The sequence below is a fragment of the Sorangium sp. So ce1153 genome (genome assembly GCF_051521595.1).
In the GTDB taxonomy this organism is placed as follows: Bacteria; Myxococcota_A; Polyangia; order Polyangiales; family Polyangiaceae; genus Sorangium.
This window is the reverse complement of the sequence record NZ_CP150361.1, coordinates 14637578-14653029: the sequence shown is the minus strand read 5'-3', so window position 1 is coordinate 14653029 and position 15452 is coordinate 14637578. Positions and strand designations below refer to the sequence as shown.

The window sequence follows — 15452 nt, the reverse complement described above, 5'->3', positions numbered from 1 at the left end:
CGACCATGAGGGCCGATCCCTTCGACGTCCTGCCCGACGGGCGGGTGCGCGCCGTGCTGCGGCGCCTCCACGGCGAGGCCGACCGGCAGGTGCCGGGCGTGATCCTTCACCTCCTGCCGCAGCTGCCGCGGATGCTCCTCGGCCGTCGCATCGACGCCCCGGGCACGGAGCGCGACTTCGCCGACAAATACCTCGCGCTCGGGTGCGATCAGGGCGCCTTCTGCTACCTGACGGCGCGGGCGCTCGGCGCCAGGACGATCGTCGAGTTCGGCACGTCCTTTGGCGTTTCGACGCTGTGGCTCGCGGCGGCGGTGCGCGACAACGGCGGCGGCCGCGTCATCGGCACCGAGCTCGTGCCGGAGAAGGCGCGGCGCGCGCAGGCGAACCTGGAGGAGGCAGGGCTCGCATCCTTCGCCGAGATCCGCGTGGGTGACGCGACGGAGACGCTGCGAGCGGACCTCGGCGAGGTGGACTTCATGCTCAACGATGGGTTTCCCCTGCGGGCCCTCGACGTGCTGAAGCTCGTCGCCCCGGCCCTGCGTCCGGGCGGCGTGGTGGTGACCGACAACGTCGGCGTCTTCAAGGCCGACTACCGCGACTACGTCGCCTACGTGCGCGATCCGCGCCACGGCTTCGCGTCGATGACGGTGCCCTTCCGCTCGGGCACCGAGTACTCGGTCCGGCAGCCGGCGCACCCGGGCTGACCGGCCTCCCCGACGCCGGCTCCGCCCGCAGGGCTCACGCGGGGGTGGACGTCACTCGCCCTCCGCCGCGCCGCCCGCCAGCACCGTCTCTCCACCTTGCTTGTCGAGCTCGATGAGCCGGCAGGGCGTCGCCTTCCGGATCCGCTCTGCCAGCGGGCGGGAGTGCGTCGTGATCCACAGCTGACTCCGGGACGCCGCGTGCACAAGGAGATCCCCCAGCGGCCCGAGCAGATCCGGGTGCAGGCTCGTCTCCGGCTCGTTCAGCGCCAGGAGCAGCGGAGGCCTCGGGCTCAGCAGCGCTGCCAGGAGGCAGAGATAGCGCGCCGTGCCGTCCGAAAACTCGCGGGCGTCGAGCGGCCGCGCCATCCCTGGCAACCCGAGCTCGACGCGGAACCGCCCCTGCGTCGAGGAGACCTCGAGCGACGCGCCCGGGAACGCGCTGGAGACGGCATCCTTCAAGGCGCCCCTGTCGCCGATATCGAGGATCGTCGCCAGCGCCGCGGCGAGATCGTGGCCATCGGTGCTGAGCACCGGCGTCCGCACCCCGACCTGCTCCACCCGCAGCGGCGCGCCGGAGTCGGTGCGGAAGTGGTGATAGAACCGGAAGTTCATCAGCTGTTGCCGCACCACCGAGAGCAACGGAAAGCGGTGCGGCTCCACCACCTGCGACAGCACCGACTCCGAGCCCCAGAGCGAGAAGGGAAAGGTCACGCGGTGGCCGTCCGCGTCGCGCGCGAAGGCCGAGCCCGCGGCCCGCTCCAGCATCGGCAGGCGGCGGCGCTTGTCGAGCAGCCAGAGGTTCTCTTCCTTGATGTCCGGGTCGAGCTGGAACGGCCCTCCAGGCGGCGGCGTCAGCCCGCACTGAAGCTCGTAGACGAGCTGATCCAGCCGCACCCGCAGCGTCATCCGCACCGGGCCTTTGCGGCGCTGGCCGGCCCAGAGCACAGACGGCATCCCCCCCTCCTCGGCCAGGGTGCGCGCGAAGCTCCCGCTCGCCGCGGCGCCGAGCAGCACCATGGTGCGGTAGAGGTTGGTCTTGCCGACGCCGTTCGGTCCGACGATGACATTGACCTGCGCGAGGGGGAGGGTCAGCTCGCGGATCGAGCGATACCCGGTGACGTGGAGCTCCTGGACCGTCATCCCGCCCAGGATAGCCCATCGTGGTCACCCGCCACCCGCGCCGCGATCGGGCGTCGCGGTGGCACCGGGACAAGGACAATCGCCAGGAGCTGATGCCCTGGGTTCGTAGCTCGCCGGCGACGTGGCCGAGCTCGACCAGGTGGACGGCGACGGCCGGGGCGATCCCGCAGCACGTCGACCGCCGCGCGTGGAATCCAGCAACACGCTGGCCCCTCCAGCGTATGCATTTTTGATCTCGCGAGCTGGGAGAACGCGCTCCTCTGGAACGTGGCGAGCCGCCTCGACGCGAAGGATCGATTCGCGATCGTGACGTACGGCTCGTCGGTCGACACGCCGCTCGACTGGACGCAAGGCGACGACCCCGAGATAAAGGAGGCCATCGGCGAGCTCTCGGAGGACGGCTCCACCAACATGGAGGCGGGCCTCGTGCAGGCATACGACCTCGCGCGCGAGGCGAAGGGCAGCGCCGACGAGGTCCGCGTCATGCTCTTCACCGACGCTCAGCCGAACGTGGGGGCCACCGGCGGCAGCGAGTTCGAGAGCCTGGTCGCGAAGGGCGCGGCCGACGGCATCGGGATCACCGTCTTCGGCCTGGGATTGGGGCTCGGCGCCGATCTCGTCAACCGGATGTCGCACCTGCGCGGAGCCAACGCCTTCAGCCTGATGGACGCCGGCATCGACGCGGAGGCAGCCTTCTGGCCCGCGCTCCTGGACCTCATGAAGGAGGACGCCCCGCAAGGAGACTTTTATGGTGATCTCAGCGGCGACTGACGCTCTCGGAGGGCTCGTGATCGCCCTCGGCTGCGCCCTTGTCACGGCGTGCGGCCCGGCCCTCCCGGATCGAGACGCTGACGGCTTCGACGCGTCGGACGACTGCAACGACGCGAACGCCAAGGTGCCCCCGGACGCCGCCGAGATCTGCGATGACGGCATCGACAACGACTGCAATCTGACGGTCGACGCCGGCGACGCGGCCTGCGCCGGCGGCTCGGACACCTGAGCTATCGGGCCCGGGCTCGTCCACGGGGGCCTTGGCGCTCGAGCCGGCGCGAGGTGTCCCGCCATCGTCACGCGGTCATCGCCGACTTGCCACTCGGGCAGCACGCGCCGCAGCTGCCCGCGCGCGCTCTCGTCACGGCACGAGTACTCAGGCAGCGCGGCGATGCCCAGGCCCGTCTCGACCGCGCCCAGGAACGTCACGGAATCGTCGGCACGCAGGCGCGCGCGGTGAGCTCACTCGCACTCGTACTTCCACATGCAGACGCCCTGTTCGTCCGTGAGGCCGGGCCCGTGGTACTGGTGCCAGCACTCCATTCCGTTCGGGCACGTGGCGTTCTCGTCGCAGGGCAACGAGCAGACCGAATTGCACACGGGCCTGGCGGTTCCGCTCGGCGGCTGCGGGCAGTCCTCCGCCACATCGCACTCGTAGTTACAGAGCGCCGCCAGATCGCACCACATCGATCCATCGTCCTGTCTTTCGGCCACGTACGACGCCATGCACGTGCGCTCTTCGCCGCCCGGTCCGGGATCCGGGCAATGCATGCCGCCGAAGTTCCCGTCCTCGGGGGGAATGCAGGGAGCCCACGGCCCTTCGGTGGCCGCCTCGACGGAGGTCGCCAGGCGAACTCTCGTGATCGAATCGACATGACCGTCCATGCACGCCGCCTGTGCGGACGCGAAGGCCATCGACAAGCCAAGAGCCCGGAGCTTCATACCCGTGATCTTCATTCAGCCCTCCACGCCAGGCGCCGAAGCGCCCGGCGCCAAGATGTCCTGCGCTGAGGTCACGGCGGCTGCCCTTTTCGGCTCACGGCAGCACGACCTCCACCCCGAGCGATGCGCCGAGGAACGGGCGCCCCCACGCGTCGGCCGCGCGACCTGCGGCGTCGATCACGATGCGCGGCACCGCGATCCCCGCAATCAGCTGCTCGCTGATGCGCAGGCACGAAACCGGCGCGAACGAGACTCCAGCGCGCAGGTACGGCGCGATCGCGAAGGCGTCCGCCGACGTGCCGACGTACCCGGGCGAGCGGCCCTCCCCATCGACGTGCAGCCAGGCGGCGGCGAGCCCCGCCCCTACCGAAGGCAACCAGGCGGCGTCGGTGGGGCCGAGCGGGGAGCGCACCCCCAGGGCGGCAAGAGCCACCCGCACGTGCCGCGTGCCCTCTTTGCCCTCGCGGCTCACGCTGCCGAGCGGGATCTGGACGAACGTGGACAGCCCCAGCCGAGACCAGATCATCGCGTACCCCGACACGTCCAGCATCGGGGAGGCGGGCACGCCGCCTGCGCTCCACAGCAGCGCGGGCGCCGCCCCGACCCCGAACGTCGCCGGCGCTGCTCGGGTCGCGCCTCCCCTGGATGGCGGAGGCGACGGCGCGTGGGAGGCGCCGCCAGCGCGCGGGCGCGGGACGGCGACGGGCGCAGCCCTGGCCGGCGGCGGCTGCGCGTCGGCGACGGCGCGGGCCTCCGGATCGGCTTCGCCCTCGTCCCGCGGCGGTGGGGGCGAGCGCACCTCCAGGAAGCTCGCGCGCAGCAGCTCCACCGCGCGAACCGCGACCGTGGCGGGGTCGTCGGCCCTCACGGTGCGCTGGACCGACTTGCCCGTCGCGCCATCGGCGATCGAGACATCGACGCCGCCCGGCACCTCCGTCGCGCGGATCACCGCCGCCGCGCCGGCCTCGAGCGCGCTCGCCGCGACGGGCCCGTGGTCGTGCGGGTCGGCGCCGCCCCGCACGACCACCACCGTGAATCCGAGCGTGGCGAGCTCGGAGTAGACGCGGGCCATGATCGGGTCCGTCCGGCGATCGGCGATCAGGACGACCTTCGGGCGCGGAGGCTCCGGCGGCGGCTCCGGCGGCGCCCCGCGCGCCTCGGCGGCGACGAGGAAGGAGAGCCCGAGCGTCCACGCTCCGCCGCGCGCCGCGCGAGCTGGCCTGCGAGCTCGCACTCACTCCTCCTCGAGGAGACGCTCGGCGTGCGCGGCGTGGGGCCCGGCCGGATAGAGCGCCAGGTAGCGGCGCGCGGCCTCGCGGGCCCCGCTGGTCGAGCCCATCAACGCCCGGCACTCGATGACCCTCCCGAGCGCTTCCTGCGCGAAGGAGCCGCCCGGTTGCTCGCCGAGGTACACGCCGAACCAGCGCTCGGCCTCGGCGTACGATCGCCGCTGGTCGAACGCCATCCGGCCGAGATGGAAGGCGGCCTTCGCCGCCTCGCCCGAGCCCGCGAAGCGGCTCCGCGTCGCGGTGAGCGCCGCCGCGGCGCGCTCCGGCTTCCCGGAGAAGCGCGCGACGTCGGCGAGCACCAGCAGATCCGCCGCGCTCGCGCGGGCAACGAGCCCGTCGAAGCCCTCGGCCTCGGCCGCCGTCATCGCCGCCTCGTACCTGTCGGCGGCCACGAGGTCGCGCCAGCCCGGCGGGCGCGGGGAGGCGCCCGCGGCCTTCGCGACCTTCGCGCTGTCGCCGGGCGCCGCGGGGGCGGGCCCCGAGGCGCCCGGCGATGGCGCGCCGGGCGTGGAGGACGGAGGAGGCGGGGCGGCGGCGCTCGGTTCCCCGCGCGTGAGCTCGAAGCGCTGCTCCTGGCAGAACACCTCGAGCGTCTCCCCCGCAGCGACGGTGCGCGGCCCCCCCATGAGCGGCCCCGACACGGCCACCGAGCCTTCCCGCAGCACCAGCTTGAGCGCCTCGCGCGCCGGGGACCAGCTCAGCTCGAAGCGCGTGCCGGTCACCAGCACGTCGAACGGGCCGACATCGAAGTTCCAGGTGCTCGTCGCGGTGTGGGTCACCGTCGCCGTGAGCCGGCCGCCTTCCAGCAGCACCCGCGCCCCATGGGCGTCGGTGGCCACCACGCGCGCCCGGGCGTTCGCGTCCAGCGCGAGCGACGTGCCGTCCGAGAAGCGGACCGGCAGAGGAGCATCGGCGGCGGCGATCCACGTCCCGACCTGCCCTTCTGCCGACCCGACGTCGAACGAGAGCGACCTCGACGGGAGCAGGACGAGGAGCAGCGCCGCGCAGACCCCCGCCAGCGCCGCGAAGGCCGCGGGCGCGATCCACCGAGGACGCGCGGGCCCGAGGCGGGCAGCCCCGCGGCGGGTGGATCCGCCGGTGGCGCTCTCCAGGAACCTTTCCCGCGCGCCGTCGAGGTCCTGCGCCGCGAGCTCCTGATCCTGGGGGCGGCCGAGCTCACGAAGGCGATCGAGCGAGGGGCGACCGCTCATGACGAGCCTCGTTTCAGCCACTCTTCCAGGGCGGGTTGGTCCCGCGCCGCCTCGAGGAAGTTGGCCTCCGCGCGGGCCAGCCTCCGCTTGATGGTCGCGAGCGAGACGCCGCACGCGCCGGCGACCTCCTGGAGGTCCATCCCCTCGATGCGCCGCAGCGCGAAGGCGATGCGCTCGTCGGCCGGGAGCCGCTCGAGCGCCCGGTAGGTCGCGCGCAGCGCCTCGTGCGCTTCGCCCTCGTACGGGCGAGCCACGAGGGGTGGGAGCTCGTCGGGGGCGAAGAAGAGGAGCCATTTCCGGCGTGCGCGCCGCTGGATGCAGGTGCGCGCCGTGAACACGGCGACCGACGTGACCCACGCCTTCAGCGCGGCCGGATCGCGCAGGGTGTCGAGGGAGGACAGCGCGCGGACGAAGGCGTCGTGGTGCGCGTCGGAGAGGTCGCGACTGCCGCCGAGCAGCCGGCCGAGGACGCGGAGCACGTGCCCGGAGAAGCGGTCGTGGAAGGCGGAGAGCGCGGCGGGGTGCCTCGCGCGGAGCCCCTCCACGAGCGCCTCGTCGCTCGCATAGGCGACCACGCCGAGCCTTCGAGGGGGGGCAAGAGCTTGGGCGCGCATCACCATGATCGTAGGGCTCCGCTGGAGATGGCCGGACGCCTCGCCACCTCGTGAGCGGACCGGGGCCCCTGAAGTCACGGCAGGGTCGCAAGACGGCTCACCGCGGAGGAAGCCCGCAGGAATGGGCCGGAGGCCGGGCGCGCCGGCCACGCCGGTCCGCGGAGGCGCCCCGCTCCCGCCGACGCGCCTACGCCGCCCGCACCCAGCCCCGCGGCGTCTCCTCGAAATGCTCCGGGGTCGCGATCCCGAAGGCGCTGCCCTCCGGCTGCCAGTAATTGCGCTCGATCCGGATCTTCTTCCCGTCGATGCGGATCACGTTGAACGCGTTCTGCTCCCCGCGCCCGCGCGTCGACGTCGCCGTCCCTGCCTGGATGATCAGCGAGGAGTGGCCGCCGACCTCGAAGTCCTCCGCGGAGTGCCCTGTATGGCTGAGGTGCAGGTGACCCGAGAGGATGACGTCGACGCCGCACCCCGCGATGGCCGCCATCGCCTGCTTCGCGCGCCCGACGATGTCATGAGGCGAGTTCTCGGGCAGATCGAACGGATGGTGCGTGACGACCACCTTCGTGATCTCGGGGCCGAGGCCGCACATCCTCTCCTTGATCTCCTCGATCTGGCGCGCGTTGATGCGCCCGTCCTTGATCGTCAGCGAGCGCGCGGTGTTGATGCCGAGGACCGCGACCTCCGTGTCCACGTGGAACGGCGCGAGATCGTCCGTGATGTGGCTCCGGTACTTGTCGAGCGGGCGGAAGAACCGGTCGAACAGGTTGTAAAGCGGGACATCATGGTTGCCGGGCACCACGATCCTGGGCGGCGGCAAGGCGTCGAGGAAGGCGCGGGCCTCGGCGAACTCGGCGCTGCGCGCCCGCTGGGTCAGGTCGCCGGACACCACGATCAGGTGGGGCTCGATCCCCCATATCCTGTCGATGAGCGGGCGGAGGATGGCCTTGTCGACGCGTCCGAAGTGCAGATCCGACAGGTGCACGAGCGTGCGCATGATGAATCACCCCCCCAGCGCGGCGAGATTGCCCGGTTGGCCCTCCTGCCGCCGTGAGCCCGCGCTGATGTCGGACGACAGGGGGACGATCACGCGAAGCGCCGACGGCCGCGTGCGATAGACGAGCGGCGGCGCCATCTTGAGGATCTCGCCGTCCGCGGCCACGTGGAGGTGGCGGCAGGGCGCCTCCACCCGCAGCTCCGTCGTTCGCAAGATGCTGAAGTCATCCGCCTTCTGGATGCGCCCGGCAAAGGCGCTGGCCATCAGCTTGAGCACGGCGAGGCGGCTCTCTGCGTGCGCCACGCATACCCCGAGCTCCCCGGAGTGCGGCGGCCGCTGGCGGCCGAGGTCGAGATCGCCAAGCTTGAAGTCGCTGTTGGCCACGAACACGAACGGCGTGTTCAGCTCGAGCTCCTGCCCATCCAGGATGAGCCGGAGGGCGACGCGGTCGTGGCGCCGGATGCCGGAGAGCGTCGCCAGCACCAGGGCGAACCACTTGTTGAGCCCGCGCCGCTTCCGGAGCGCCTCGCGGTCGCGCACGATGCCGGGATAGATGCCCAGCGTCGAGTTGTTCACGAAGACGCGGCCGTTGACCTCGCCGAGATCGACCTGGACGCGGCGCCCCTCGACGAGGGTGCGCACCGCCCCCTCGAGGGTCAGCGGTACACCCAGGTACTTGGCGAAGTGGTTCACGGTGCCGAGCGGCAGGACACCCATCGTCTTGTCCGTGTCGGCGACCGCGGCGGCGACCGTGCTGATGGTCCCGTCGCCGCCGCCCGCCACGACGAGATCGTAAGGACCCCGCGCCGCGCGCCGGGCGAGCTCGCCCATGTGCCGGCCCTTCTCGGCGCACAGCAGGTCCGCGGCGAGGCCGCTCTCTTTCAGGAGCTCCCCGAGGCGCGCGCGATGCTCCGCCGCGCGGTTCGACCGGGAGGAGCAGTTCAGGAGGACAGCCACCGATCGAGGCGTCACCGGCGATCCCCCCGCAGAGGACGAGAGATCGTGTTCATCGGACCGCAGCGAAGCAGAGGGGGCGCCATGCGCCCTCCCATGAAGCAAGCCGCGCGCCCGCGCTCCCCACGCGTCCGGGCGGATCCGGCCGGGCGCCGCTCCACGGCCGCACCGCGGAGCAACGGACCGTCGCCAGGGGTTCACGGCGACCCCGCCGCGCCGACGGCGCGCCGGTAGAGCCGATAGCGGGCCAGCGGCGGCGCTCCAGGCTGCCTCACGGCGGGCGGAGCGTGGCGGATTGTCACGCTCCGCGCGGCGCACTCCCGCCGCTCCCGCCGCGCCTCAGCGCACGCTGCCCGCGCTGTCCGACTCGGTCCGGGGCCAGGTGAAGAAGAACGTGGCGCCGGCGCCCTTCTCGGACTCGACCCACGCGCGCCCGCCCTTGCTGAGCACGATCTTCTGGACGATCGAGAGCCCGATTCCCGTCCCCTCGATGTTGTCGCGCGGATTCAGGGTCTGGAAGATCTCCCAGACCTTCTGATGGAACTGCGGGGCGATGCCGGGCCCGTTGTCCTTCACCGAGAACTCCCAGAGGTCGCCCAGATCCCGCCCCCGCACCTCGACGCGCGCGTCGGGGCGGTCGGTGTACTTCAGCGCGTTGCCGATCAGGTTCATGAAGACCTGCTCCAGGGGGACCCGCTCGGTGAAGAGGGCCGGCATCCCCGCCGCAATCTCGATCGAGGCGCCCGGCGGGACCGTGAGCAGCCCGACGACCTCGTGGAGGAGCTTCCGGACATCCACCGTCTCGGGCTTGTCGCGGACGCGCCCGGCGCGCGAGTAGCGCAGGATCCCGTCGATGAGCGCCTCCAGCCGGACCACGCGCGAGCGCAGCAGCTCCATGTGCTGCCGCGTCTCCGGCGTCGCCTTGTCCACGAGGTCGTCCTCGATCCACTGCGAGAGGTTCGCGATGGCGCGCAGCGGCGCCTTCAGATCATGGCTCGCCACGTAAGCGAAGCGATCGAGCTCCTTGTTGCTCCGCTCGAGCGCCTCGATGAGGTGCTGCGCCCGCCGGAACAGGTGCGCGTTGTCCATGGCAATGGCGGCCTGCGCCGCGAGGCCGACGACCAGCCGCTCGGCCCGCTCCGTGAAGACGCCAGGCGCGGGGTGCCCGAAGAACAGCCCGCCGATGACGCTCCCGGAGCGGGAGATCACCGGCACCGCGAGGTAGCTGACGACCGGCAGGTGGCCTTTCGGCATGCCATGGTAAGGAGCGTTGTTCCCGTAGCGCGGGTCCTTCGTGACGTCGTCGAGGCGCACCACGCCCTCTCCATTGAAGGTCGGCGCGAACACGTCCGTGTTGCGCGGCATCGGGAACCCGGAGAAGTGGTCCCGGGACACGCCAGAGATGGTGTAGAGCGTGTAACTCTTCCCCTCCGCGTTGGTCACGTTATAGAAGAAAGCGCCGAACTGGGCGCCGCTCAGCCGCGTGGCGGCGTCGGTCACCGCCTGCACGAGCTTCTCCAGGTCGAGCTCCGCGGCGAGCAGCTTGCCCGCCTTGTTGAGCAGCTCGAGCGTCTCGCCTTCCTCCTGGAGCCTGTTCTCCGCCTGCTTGCGCTCGGTGATGTCGAGCACGACCGTGCCCACGCCCACGACGTGCCCGTCCTTCGAGCGCACGGGGGCGTAGTTGACGATCCACGCGCGCGGCTGGTCCGAAGCCCGCGTCCTCCCCGTCACCTCGGCCGTCATCGCCTCCCCGGTCTCCAGGACGCGCCGGAGCGGGGCGACGATCGCGTCCCCCATCTCGGGGAGCAGCTCGGGGAGGGTCCTGCCGAGGTGCGCCTCGAGGGGGAGCCCGTTGATGTCCGCCAGCGCCTGGTTGAGCCGCACCACGCGCAGGTCGCGGTCGATCACCCCGAGCCCCGCGGTCGTCGCCTGGAAGAAGGCGTCGAGCAGCGCGCAGTCCGCGTGGGAGTCGTGCAGCTCGTGGCGCTCGCGCTCGGGCCGCGCGGCCCCCGCCGCCCCGCCCTGCCGCGACGGGCACGCGGCCGGCTCGGACGGCGCGGGCGAGGCCTGGGGCGAGACAGGCTCGAGGAGCCCTGCCCTTCCCTGGTGCGAATCCGTGTTGTCCATGGACCTCGTGGGCACCGATGCTCCCGCGCGAGCGTGGCGCTCGCTGCAAAGGCGACGCGACTGCACGTCGCCGGACGGTTTCTTCACTTCAGCACGGAGACGCGAGGCAGGCGAGGAGGGGCGTACACGACGCCACGCCTCGAGCTCTGCGCGTCGGCGGCCTCTACAAGGCGGTGGCCACGGGCCGCGCGAGGCGGAAGCCCACGGCGCTGAAGCGGTCCTCGGGGCGCGCGGCGAAGCGGCCCGCGGCGCGGCACACGGCGGGAGGCGCAGAGCTCCACGCGCCCCCGCGGATCGAGCGGAGCCCCGGATCGGCCGCGTCCGCCGGGAGGAGGCGCGCGATGCGGTCCAGCACCGCGGGGCCGTCGGGCGTCCAGCGCTCGACGCACCAGTCGCGGATGTTGCCGGCGAGCCCCCGGACACCGTACGGGCTCTCGTCCGTCGGGTAGTCGTCCACCGGCGCCGGGCTCGCGGGGCCCGGGCGGCTCCCCGCCATGCAGGCCCACGTCGGCTCGGGCTCGTCCCCCCAGGGGAAGCAGCGCCCGTCGGCGCCCCGCGCCGCCTTCTCGCGCTCGAGCTCGCCGACGAGGCGCCACGGCGCGCCCGTGCGCGCCGCGAGCCACGACGCATAGGCGACCGCGCCGTGCCAGTCCACCGAGGCCACCGGGTGCCGCGCCTGCTCCGCGCGCACCTGCGGGCCGAAAGCGAAGCGCCCCTGTCCGTCCCGCGCGAAGAGCGGGACGTCCACGTTGCCGGCGATCGCGCGGCCCGCGCGCGGGCACGCCGCCACGGCCTCCGCCTCGCGGCCGCACGCGAGCAGGTCGTTCAGGAAGGCGAGGTACTCGGCCTGCGTCACCGGGTGCCTGCGCACCACGAAGCCGTCGACCCAGAGCCGGCACGCCGGCAGGCCGTCGCCGGCCAGCGCGTCCCCGCCGGCCGAGAAGAAGCTCGCCGGCACGTAGACGTCGTCGTCGCCGAGCGCCTCCGCGGGCAGGAGGGGCACCACGAAGGGCGCCTCGCCGCCCGGCCGCGCGCCGTCCCAGCGCTCGCCGCGGCCGATCTTCACGGGGTACCGGGCCTCGCGGTACCCGGGCGCGCGGATCAGCAGCAGGTAGCTGCCGCGCGCGAGCGGGACCTCGCAGAGCGGCGTGTGGCCGAGGAAGCCCTGGGGCTCGGCGCGCAGCCGGCGCTCCTGCTCGACGTAGCGGAGCAGCCAGACCTGGGCGCCCTCCGGATCGGTCCGCAGCGACAGGGCGCCGGTGCCGCGGAGCAGGGCCGCGTGCCGCTCGCGCGCGTGCGCCCTGAGGAACGCCTCCGCGCGCGCCGCGGCCTCGGCGTCGCGCGCCTCCTCGGCGGCGCGCAGGTCGGCGAGGTGGGCGTCGGCGAGCGCCGCGTGCGCGTCGTCGAAGTCCGGGGCCTCGTTGAGGGCGGCGCGGAGCTTCTGGTGCCAGGTCGCCTCGTCCAGGGCGGCGGCGCGGTCGAGCGCGCGCGCCTCGTCCTCGAGCGCCCACCCCTGGGCCTTCTCGGCGGCGGGCGCGAACGAGTCGAGGCGCGCGAGCGCCGCCTTCGCCTCGGCGCGGAGGGCCCTGGCGCGCGCGCGCAGGCCCTCGATCTGGGGCGCGAGCGCGCGCGCCTCCTCCACCAGCGCGCGCGCCCGCTCGCGGCGGCGGGCGCCGTCGAGGAAGCCGCGGACCTCCTCGGCGAGCACCTCGGCGCTCGCGAAGCGGGCCGACGGCGCGCGGGCCATGGCCCGGTCGCAGATCGCGATGAGGTCGCGCGGGATCTGGTCGCAGCACCGGAGGGCGAGCTGCTCGGGCGGGCGCTGGACCACCTGCGCCACGACGGCGAGCGCGGTGCCGCGGTACGGGGGCTCGCCGCAGAGGAGCTCGTACAGGACGGCGCCGAGCGCGTACACGTCGCTGGCCGGCCCGACCTGGTCGACCTCGCCGCGCGCCTGCTCCGGCGACATGTAGACCGGCGTCCCGAGGATGAGGCCCGCGTGCGTGCGGTGGCCGCTGTCCTCGAGCGCGTCCGCCAGCGCGCCGCCCGCGCTCGCCCGGGCGATGCCCCAGTCCATGACGAGGACCTCGCCGAACTCGCCGATCATGACGTTCTCGGGCTTGAGATCGCGGTGGAGGACGCCCTGGCCGTGCGCGTACGCGACCGCCTCGCAGATGCGGACGAAGACGTCGAGCCCGCGGCGCAGCGCCTCGGGCGGGGGGCCGGCCTCCTTGTCGGCGTGGAGCGCGCGGATCAGCGCGCTCAGCGTGCGGCCGCGGACCTCCTTCATCGTGAACCAGAGCTGGCCGGTCGGGAGCATGCCGCAGTCGTGGACGGGGACGATGCCCGGGTGCTGGAGGCAGGCGGTCAGGCGCGCCTCGTCGAGGAAGCGCGACCGCGCGTCCGCGTCGTCGCGCCCCTCGAGGTGCAGCAGCTTCATCGCGAGCACGCGCCCCATCACGCGATCGCGCACGCGCCGGACCTCGCCCATCCCGCCCCGGCCGATCGGGCCGAGGTCCTCGTAGCGGTCCCAGGGCCACGAAGGGACCGGCGGGCGCACGCTCGGCGCGGAGGTCGCGGCGCTCGGCCGCTCCTCGACCTGCGCCTGCTCCGCCGGCGCGACCCGGGGCGCGTCGCGGGTGGGCTCCGGCGCCTCGCGGACCAGGGTGGTCGGCACCTCCGCCACGGCGGCGGTGCGCGCCGCGTGCTCGACGAGCACGCGCTGGATTTCCGCGCACGCCGAGGGAGACAGGCACAGCTCGCCCGCCAGCTTCCTCACGATTGCAGCGGGATCGCTCATGGGACGCCTCGCCTTCGACGCCGTTGATGTGGTCGGCGGCAGCATCTTACGCTGCACCCATGGCGGTCTTGAAGCATGAAGCCCACGGCGTGCTCGTGACCCTCCCGGCGCGCGCGCGGGTCGGGCGAGCGGGTGACTGCGCCGTGCGCCTGCGGGACCGCTGCGCCTCGGGCGAGCACGCCGTGCTGTTCTGGGACGGGGCGCGCTGGTGGGTCCGCGACCTCGGCAGCACGAACGGCACGCACGTCGGCGGGCGGCGCCTGACGTTCGCCGAGAGGGTCCCGCTCGAGGCAGGGACGGAGCTCGTGTTCGGCGGCGACGCCGAGCGCTGGACCGTGGAGGAGGCTGGCCCGCCCATCGCGAGCGCGCGGGACGAGATCACGGGCGAGGTGCGCGTGGCGGAGGAGGGCCTGCTCGCGCTGCCTGACGCGGCCGACCCGCGGGTCACGATCTTCGAGGACCAGCACGGGCGCTGGCAGATCGAGGTCGACGGGAACGCGCGCGCGGCCGTGGACCAGGAGCGCGTCGAGGCCGGCGGCGCCTGGGTCCTGCGCGTCCCGCCGCACGCGGCCGACGGCGCCGTGCCGACCACCGCCTCGACCGTGGCGAGCCCCAAGCTCCTCGGCGTGACCGTCCTGCGCTTCGAGGTGAGCCACGACGAGGAGCACATCGCCGTCTCGCTGGTGCAGGGGGGCAAGGTCACGCAGCTCGCTGCGCGGGCCCACCACGAGCTGCTCCTCGTGCTGGCGCGCTCGCGGCTGCGCGACAGGGACGAGGGGCTGCCCCCGTCCGAGCGCGGGTGGCTCTACGTGGACGACCTGCTCGGGAAGCTGCGGCTCGACCTCCACCACCTCAACGTCAACGTCTTCCGCGCGCGCCAGCAGCTCGCGCGCGCGGGCGTCCTCGACGCCGGCTCGGTCATCGAGCGCCGGACGACGTCGCGGCAGCTCCGGCTCGGCACCGAGGCCGTCGAGGTGATCCGGCACTGACGGGGGCGCCGCGGCTGGCGCCCCCGCGTCCGCGCTCCCGCGCCGCCTCGCGCGTGACCGCCTGTCATCGACACCGCGACGGGATGGATGCAGGTTTTCTATCGTCGACGCTGAGAGCGGCGAGCGACGCGCGGTCGCGTGGATGCTGGACGCGCGTTTGCGCCGCCGCCGGAGCGCGGGCCGGGCAGGGCCGGCGCGCCGCGTTCGACGTTGTCGTGTCGTGAGGAGGAGCGCAGCCATGAGCAACAGAGCAGAATCAATCCACGGGGCGCGCGCCGAGGGCGCTTCCGGTTCAACGGAGAGCACGAAGAAGGGTAGTTCGGTCGGTGACATCCTCGGGCAGGTCCCGCCGGACGTGAGGCTCAGGATCTTTTCAACGAACGATCTCGTCCGGGTCGTCATTCTCGGGAGTAGCGGTGTCTCCAATTTCATGGCGCACACCGAGTACTGGCGGTGGGCCAGCTCGCCCACGTTCGCCAGCACGCTGACGCTGGCGTCCGAGCCGATACCGGTCTTCACGGCGACCGCCCTCGACGCGTTCCTGGACGTCGTGAGCCAGAGCAACCAGTTCACGGCCCCGCAGAACCCGACCCAGGGCGACTGGACGCAGGGGACGCGCGCCGTCCCGGCGAACCGCACCGGCTATCTCTACTGGATGACCGATCCGGACAACAGCGCCGCGAAGATCGGTGTCCTGTTCGAGAAGGACAACCAGACATCGGACCTCAAGGCGGTTGTCTGGTACAAGAAGGCGGCGCCGAGCAACGGCCTCGCGTTCAGCAAGAAGGTCTTCTCGAAGACGCTGACGCAGGTCAGCGGCACGGACCCGACCGCCATCGAGGCGGGCACCTGGTATTACATCCTGATGGGCAGCTGATCCCGGGCGGGGGCGGGGCGCGGCGGGGCCTGCGAGC

The 15452-nt window shown here is 73.1% G+C and carries 14 protein-coding genes and 1 pseudogene; 5 read left to right on the top strand and 10 right to left on the bottom strand.

The features are described 5' to 3' along the window. The first annotated feature begins 5 nt into the window (after nt 1-5). Entirely contained in the window at nt 6-704 is a 699-nt protein-coding gene (locus WME85_RS53440; RefSeq protein ID WP_437833726.1) for an O-methyltransferase, read from the top strand. 51 nt (nt 705-755) lie between these two features. Here WME85_RS53440 and WME85_RS53435 read toward each other — a convergent pair whose 3' ends face one another. Beyond that, nucleotides 756-1844, bottom strand: a complete 1089-nt coding sequence (locus tag WME85_RS53435; protein ID WP_437833723.1) for an AAA family ATPase — start codon at nt 1842-1844, stop codon at nt 756-758. Nucleotides 1845-2111: 267 nt separating this feature from the next. On the opposite strand from WME85_RS53435, the gene WME85_RS53430 reads away from it, so the two are divergent. Together WME85_RS53430 and WME85_RS53425 are read left to right on the top strand one after the other, a co-directional pair. Beyond that, nucleotides 2112-2615, top strand: a complete 504-nt coding sequence (locus WME85_RS53430; protein ID WP_437833721.1) for a VWA domain-containing protein — start codon at nt 2112-2114, stop codon at nt 2613-2615. After that, entirely contained in the window at nt 2593-2844 is a 252-nt protein-coding gene (locus tag WME85_RS53425; protein WP_437833718.1) for a MopE-related protein, read from the top strand. The genes WME85_RS53430 and WME85_RS53425 overlap by 23 nt, the downstream gene beginning before the upstream one ends. Nucleotides 2845-2918: 74 nt before the next feature. Here the strand turns inward: WME85_RS53425 and WME85_RS53420 are convergent. The 9 genes and pseudogenes from WME85_RS53420 to WME85_RS53380 all read right to left on the bottom strand — a co-directional run. Then, nucleotides 2919-3062: pseudogene (locus WME85_RS53420) on the bottom strand (LysR substrate-binding domain-containing protein); the annotation flags it as partial. 15 nt (nt 3063-3077) lie between these two features. Then, nucleotides 3078-3572 carry a hypothetical protein gene (locus tag WME85_RS53415; RefSeq protein ID WP_437833715.1) on the bottom strand — a complete coding sequence of 165 codons (495 nt, stop codon included), beginning with the start codon at nt 3570-3572 and terminating at the stop codon, nt 3078-3080. Nucleotides 3573-3651: 79 nt separating this feature from the next. Next, nucleotides 3652-4791 (bottom strand): hypothetical protein, encoded by a 1140-nt coding sequence (locus WME85_RS53410; protein WP_437833713.1) that lies wholly within the window; start codon nt 4789-4791, stop codon nt 3652-3654. Beyond that, nucleotides 4792-6057 (bottom strand): FecR domain-containing protein, encoded by a 1266-nt coding sequence (locus WME85_RS53405; protein WP_437833710.1) that lies wholly within the window; start codon nt 6055-6057, stop codon nt 4792-4794. Next, nucleotides 6054-6671: an RNA polymerase sigma factor gene (locus WME85_RS53400; protein WP_437833708.1), complete on the bottom strand. Its 618-nt coding sequence runs from the start codon at nt 6669-6671 to the stop codon at nt 6054-6056. The genes WME85_RS53405 and WME85_RS53400 overlap by 4 nt, the downstream gene beginning before the upstream one ends. Nucleotides 6672-6858: 187 nt before the next feature. Continuing rightward, nucleotides 6859-7668, bottom strand: coding sequence for a metallophosphoesterase family protein (locus WME85_RS53395; protein ID WP_437833705.1), 810 nt, complete (start codon nt 7666-7668; stop codon nt 6859-6861). A gap of 6 nt (nt 7669-7674) precedes the next feature. After that, nucleotides 7675-8640, bottom strand: a complete 966-nt coding sequence (locus tag WME85_RS53390; protein ID WP_437833702.1) for a diacylglycerol/lipid kinase family protein — start codon at nt 8638-8640, stop codon at nt 7675-7677. A gap of 321 nt (nt 8641-8961) precedes the next feature. After that, nucleotides 8962-10749, bottom strand: a complete 1788-nt coding sequence (locus tag WME85_RS53385; RefSeq protein ID WP_437833699.1) for a PAS domain-containing protein — start codon at nt 10747-10749, stop codon at nt 8962-8964. Nucleotides 10750-10912: 163 nt separating this feature from the next. Further along, entirely contained in the window at nt 10913-13549 is a 2637-nt protein-coding gene (locus WME85_RS53380) for a protein kinase domain-containing protein (RefSeq protein ID WP_437833696.1), read from the bottom strand. Nucleotides 13550-13608: 59 nt separating this feature from the next. Between WME85_RS53380 and WME85_RS53375 the strand changes: the two genes are divergently transcribed. Next, nucleotides 13609-14538, top strand: coding sequence for an FHA domain-containing protein (locus WME85_RS53375; protein WP_437833693.1), 930 nt, complete (start codon nt 13609-13611; stop codon nt 14536-14538). A gap of 238 nt (nt 14539-14776) precedes the next feature. Further along, nucleotides 14777-15415, top strand: a complete 639-nt coding sequence (locus tag WME85_RS53370; RefSeq protein ID WP_437833692.1) for a hypothetical protein — start codon at nt 14777-14779, stop codon at nt 15413-15415. Nucleotides 15416-15452 lie beyond the last annotated feature (37 nt).

Excerpts from the sequence above, each read along its gene's own strand:
- WME85_RS53415 (WP_437833715.1), bottom strand. The coding sequence starts at position 3,572 with ATGAAGATCACGGGTATGAAGCTCCGGGCTCTTGGCTTGTCGATGGCC.
- WME85_RS53385 (WP_437833699.1), bottom strand. The coding sequence starts at position 10,749 with ATGGACAACACGGATTCGCACCAGGGAAGGGCAGGGCTCCTCGAGCCT.
- WME85_RS53405 (WP_437833710.1), bottom strand. The coding sequence starts at position 6,057 with ATGAGCGGTCGCCCCTCGCTCGATCGCCTTCGTGAGCTCGGCCGCCCC.
- WME85_RS53380 (WP_437833696.1), bottom strand. The coding sequence starts at position 13,549 with ATGAGCGATCCCGCTGCAATCGTGAGGAAGCTGGCGGGCGAGCTGTGC.
- WME85_RS53400 (WP_437833708.1), bottom strand. The coding sequence starts at position 6,671 with ATGCGCGCCCAAGCTCTTGCCCCCCCTCGAAGGCTCGGCGTGGTCGCC.
- WME85_RS53395 (WP_437833705.1), bottom strand. The coding sequence starts at position 7,668 with ATGCGCACGCTCGTGCACCTGTCGGATCTGCACTTCGGACGCGTCGAC.
- WME85_RS53370 (WP_437833692.1), top strand. The coding sequence starts at position 14,777 with ATGAGCAACAGAGCAGAATCAATCCACGGGGCGCGCGCCGAGGGCGCT.
- WME85_RS53425 (WP_437833718.1), top strand. The coding sequence starts at position 2,593 with ATGGTGATCTCAGCGGCGACTGACGCTCTCGGAGGGCTCGTGATCGCC.
- WME85_RS53435 (WP_437833723.1), bottom strand. The coding sequence starts at position 1,844 with ATGACGGTCCAGGAGCTCCACGTCACCGGGTATCGCTCGATCCGCGAG.
- WME85_RS53440 (WP_437833726.1), top strand. The coding sequence starts at position 6 with ATGAGGGCCGATCCCTTCGACGTCCTGCCCGACGGGCGGGTGCGCGCC.
- WME85_RS53375 (WP_437833693.1), top strand. The coding sequence starts at position 13,609 with ATGGCGGTCTTGAAGCATGAAGCCCACGGCGTGCTCGTGACCCTCCCG.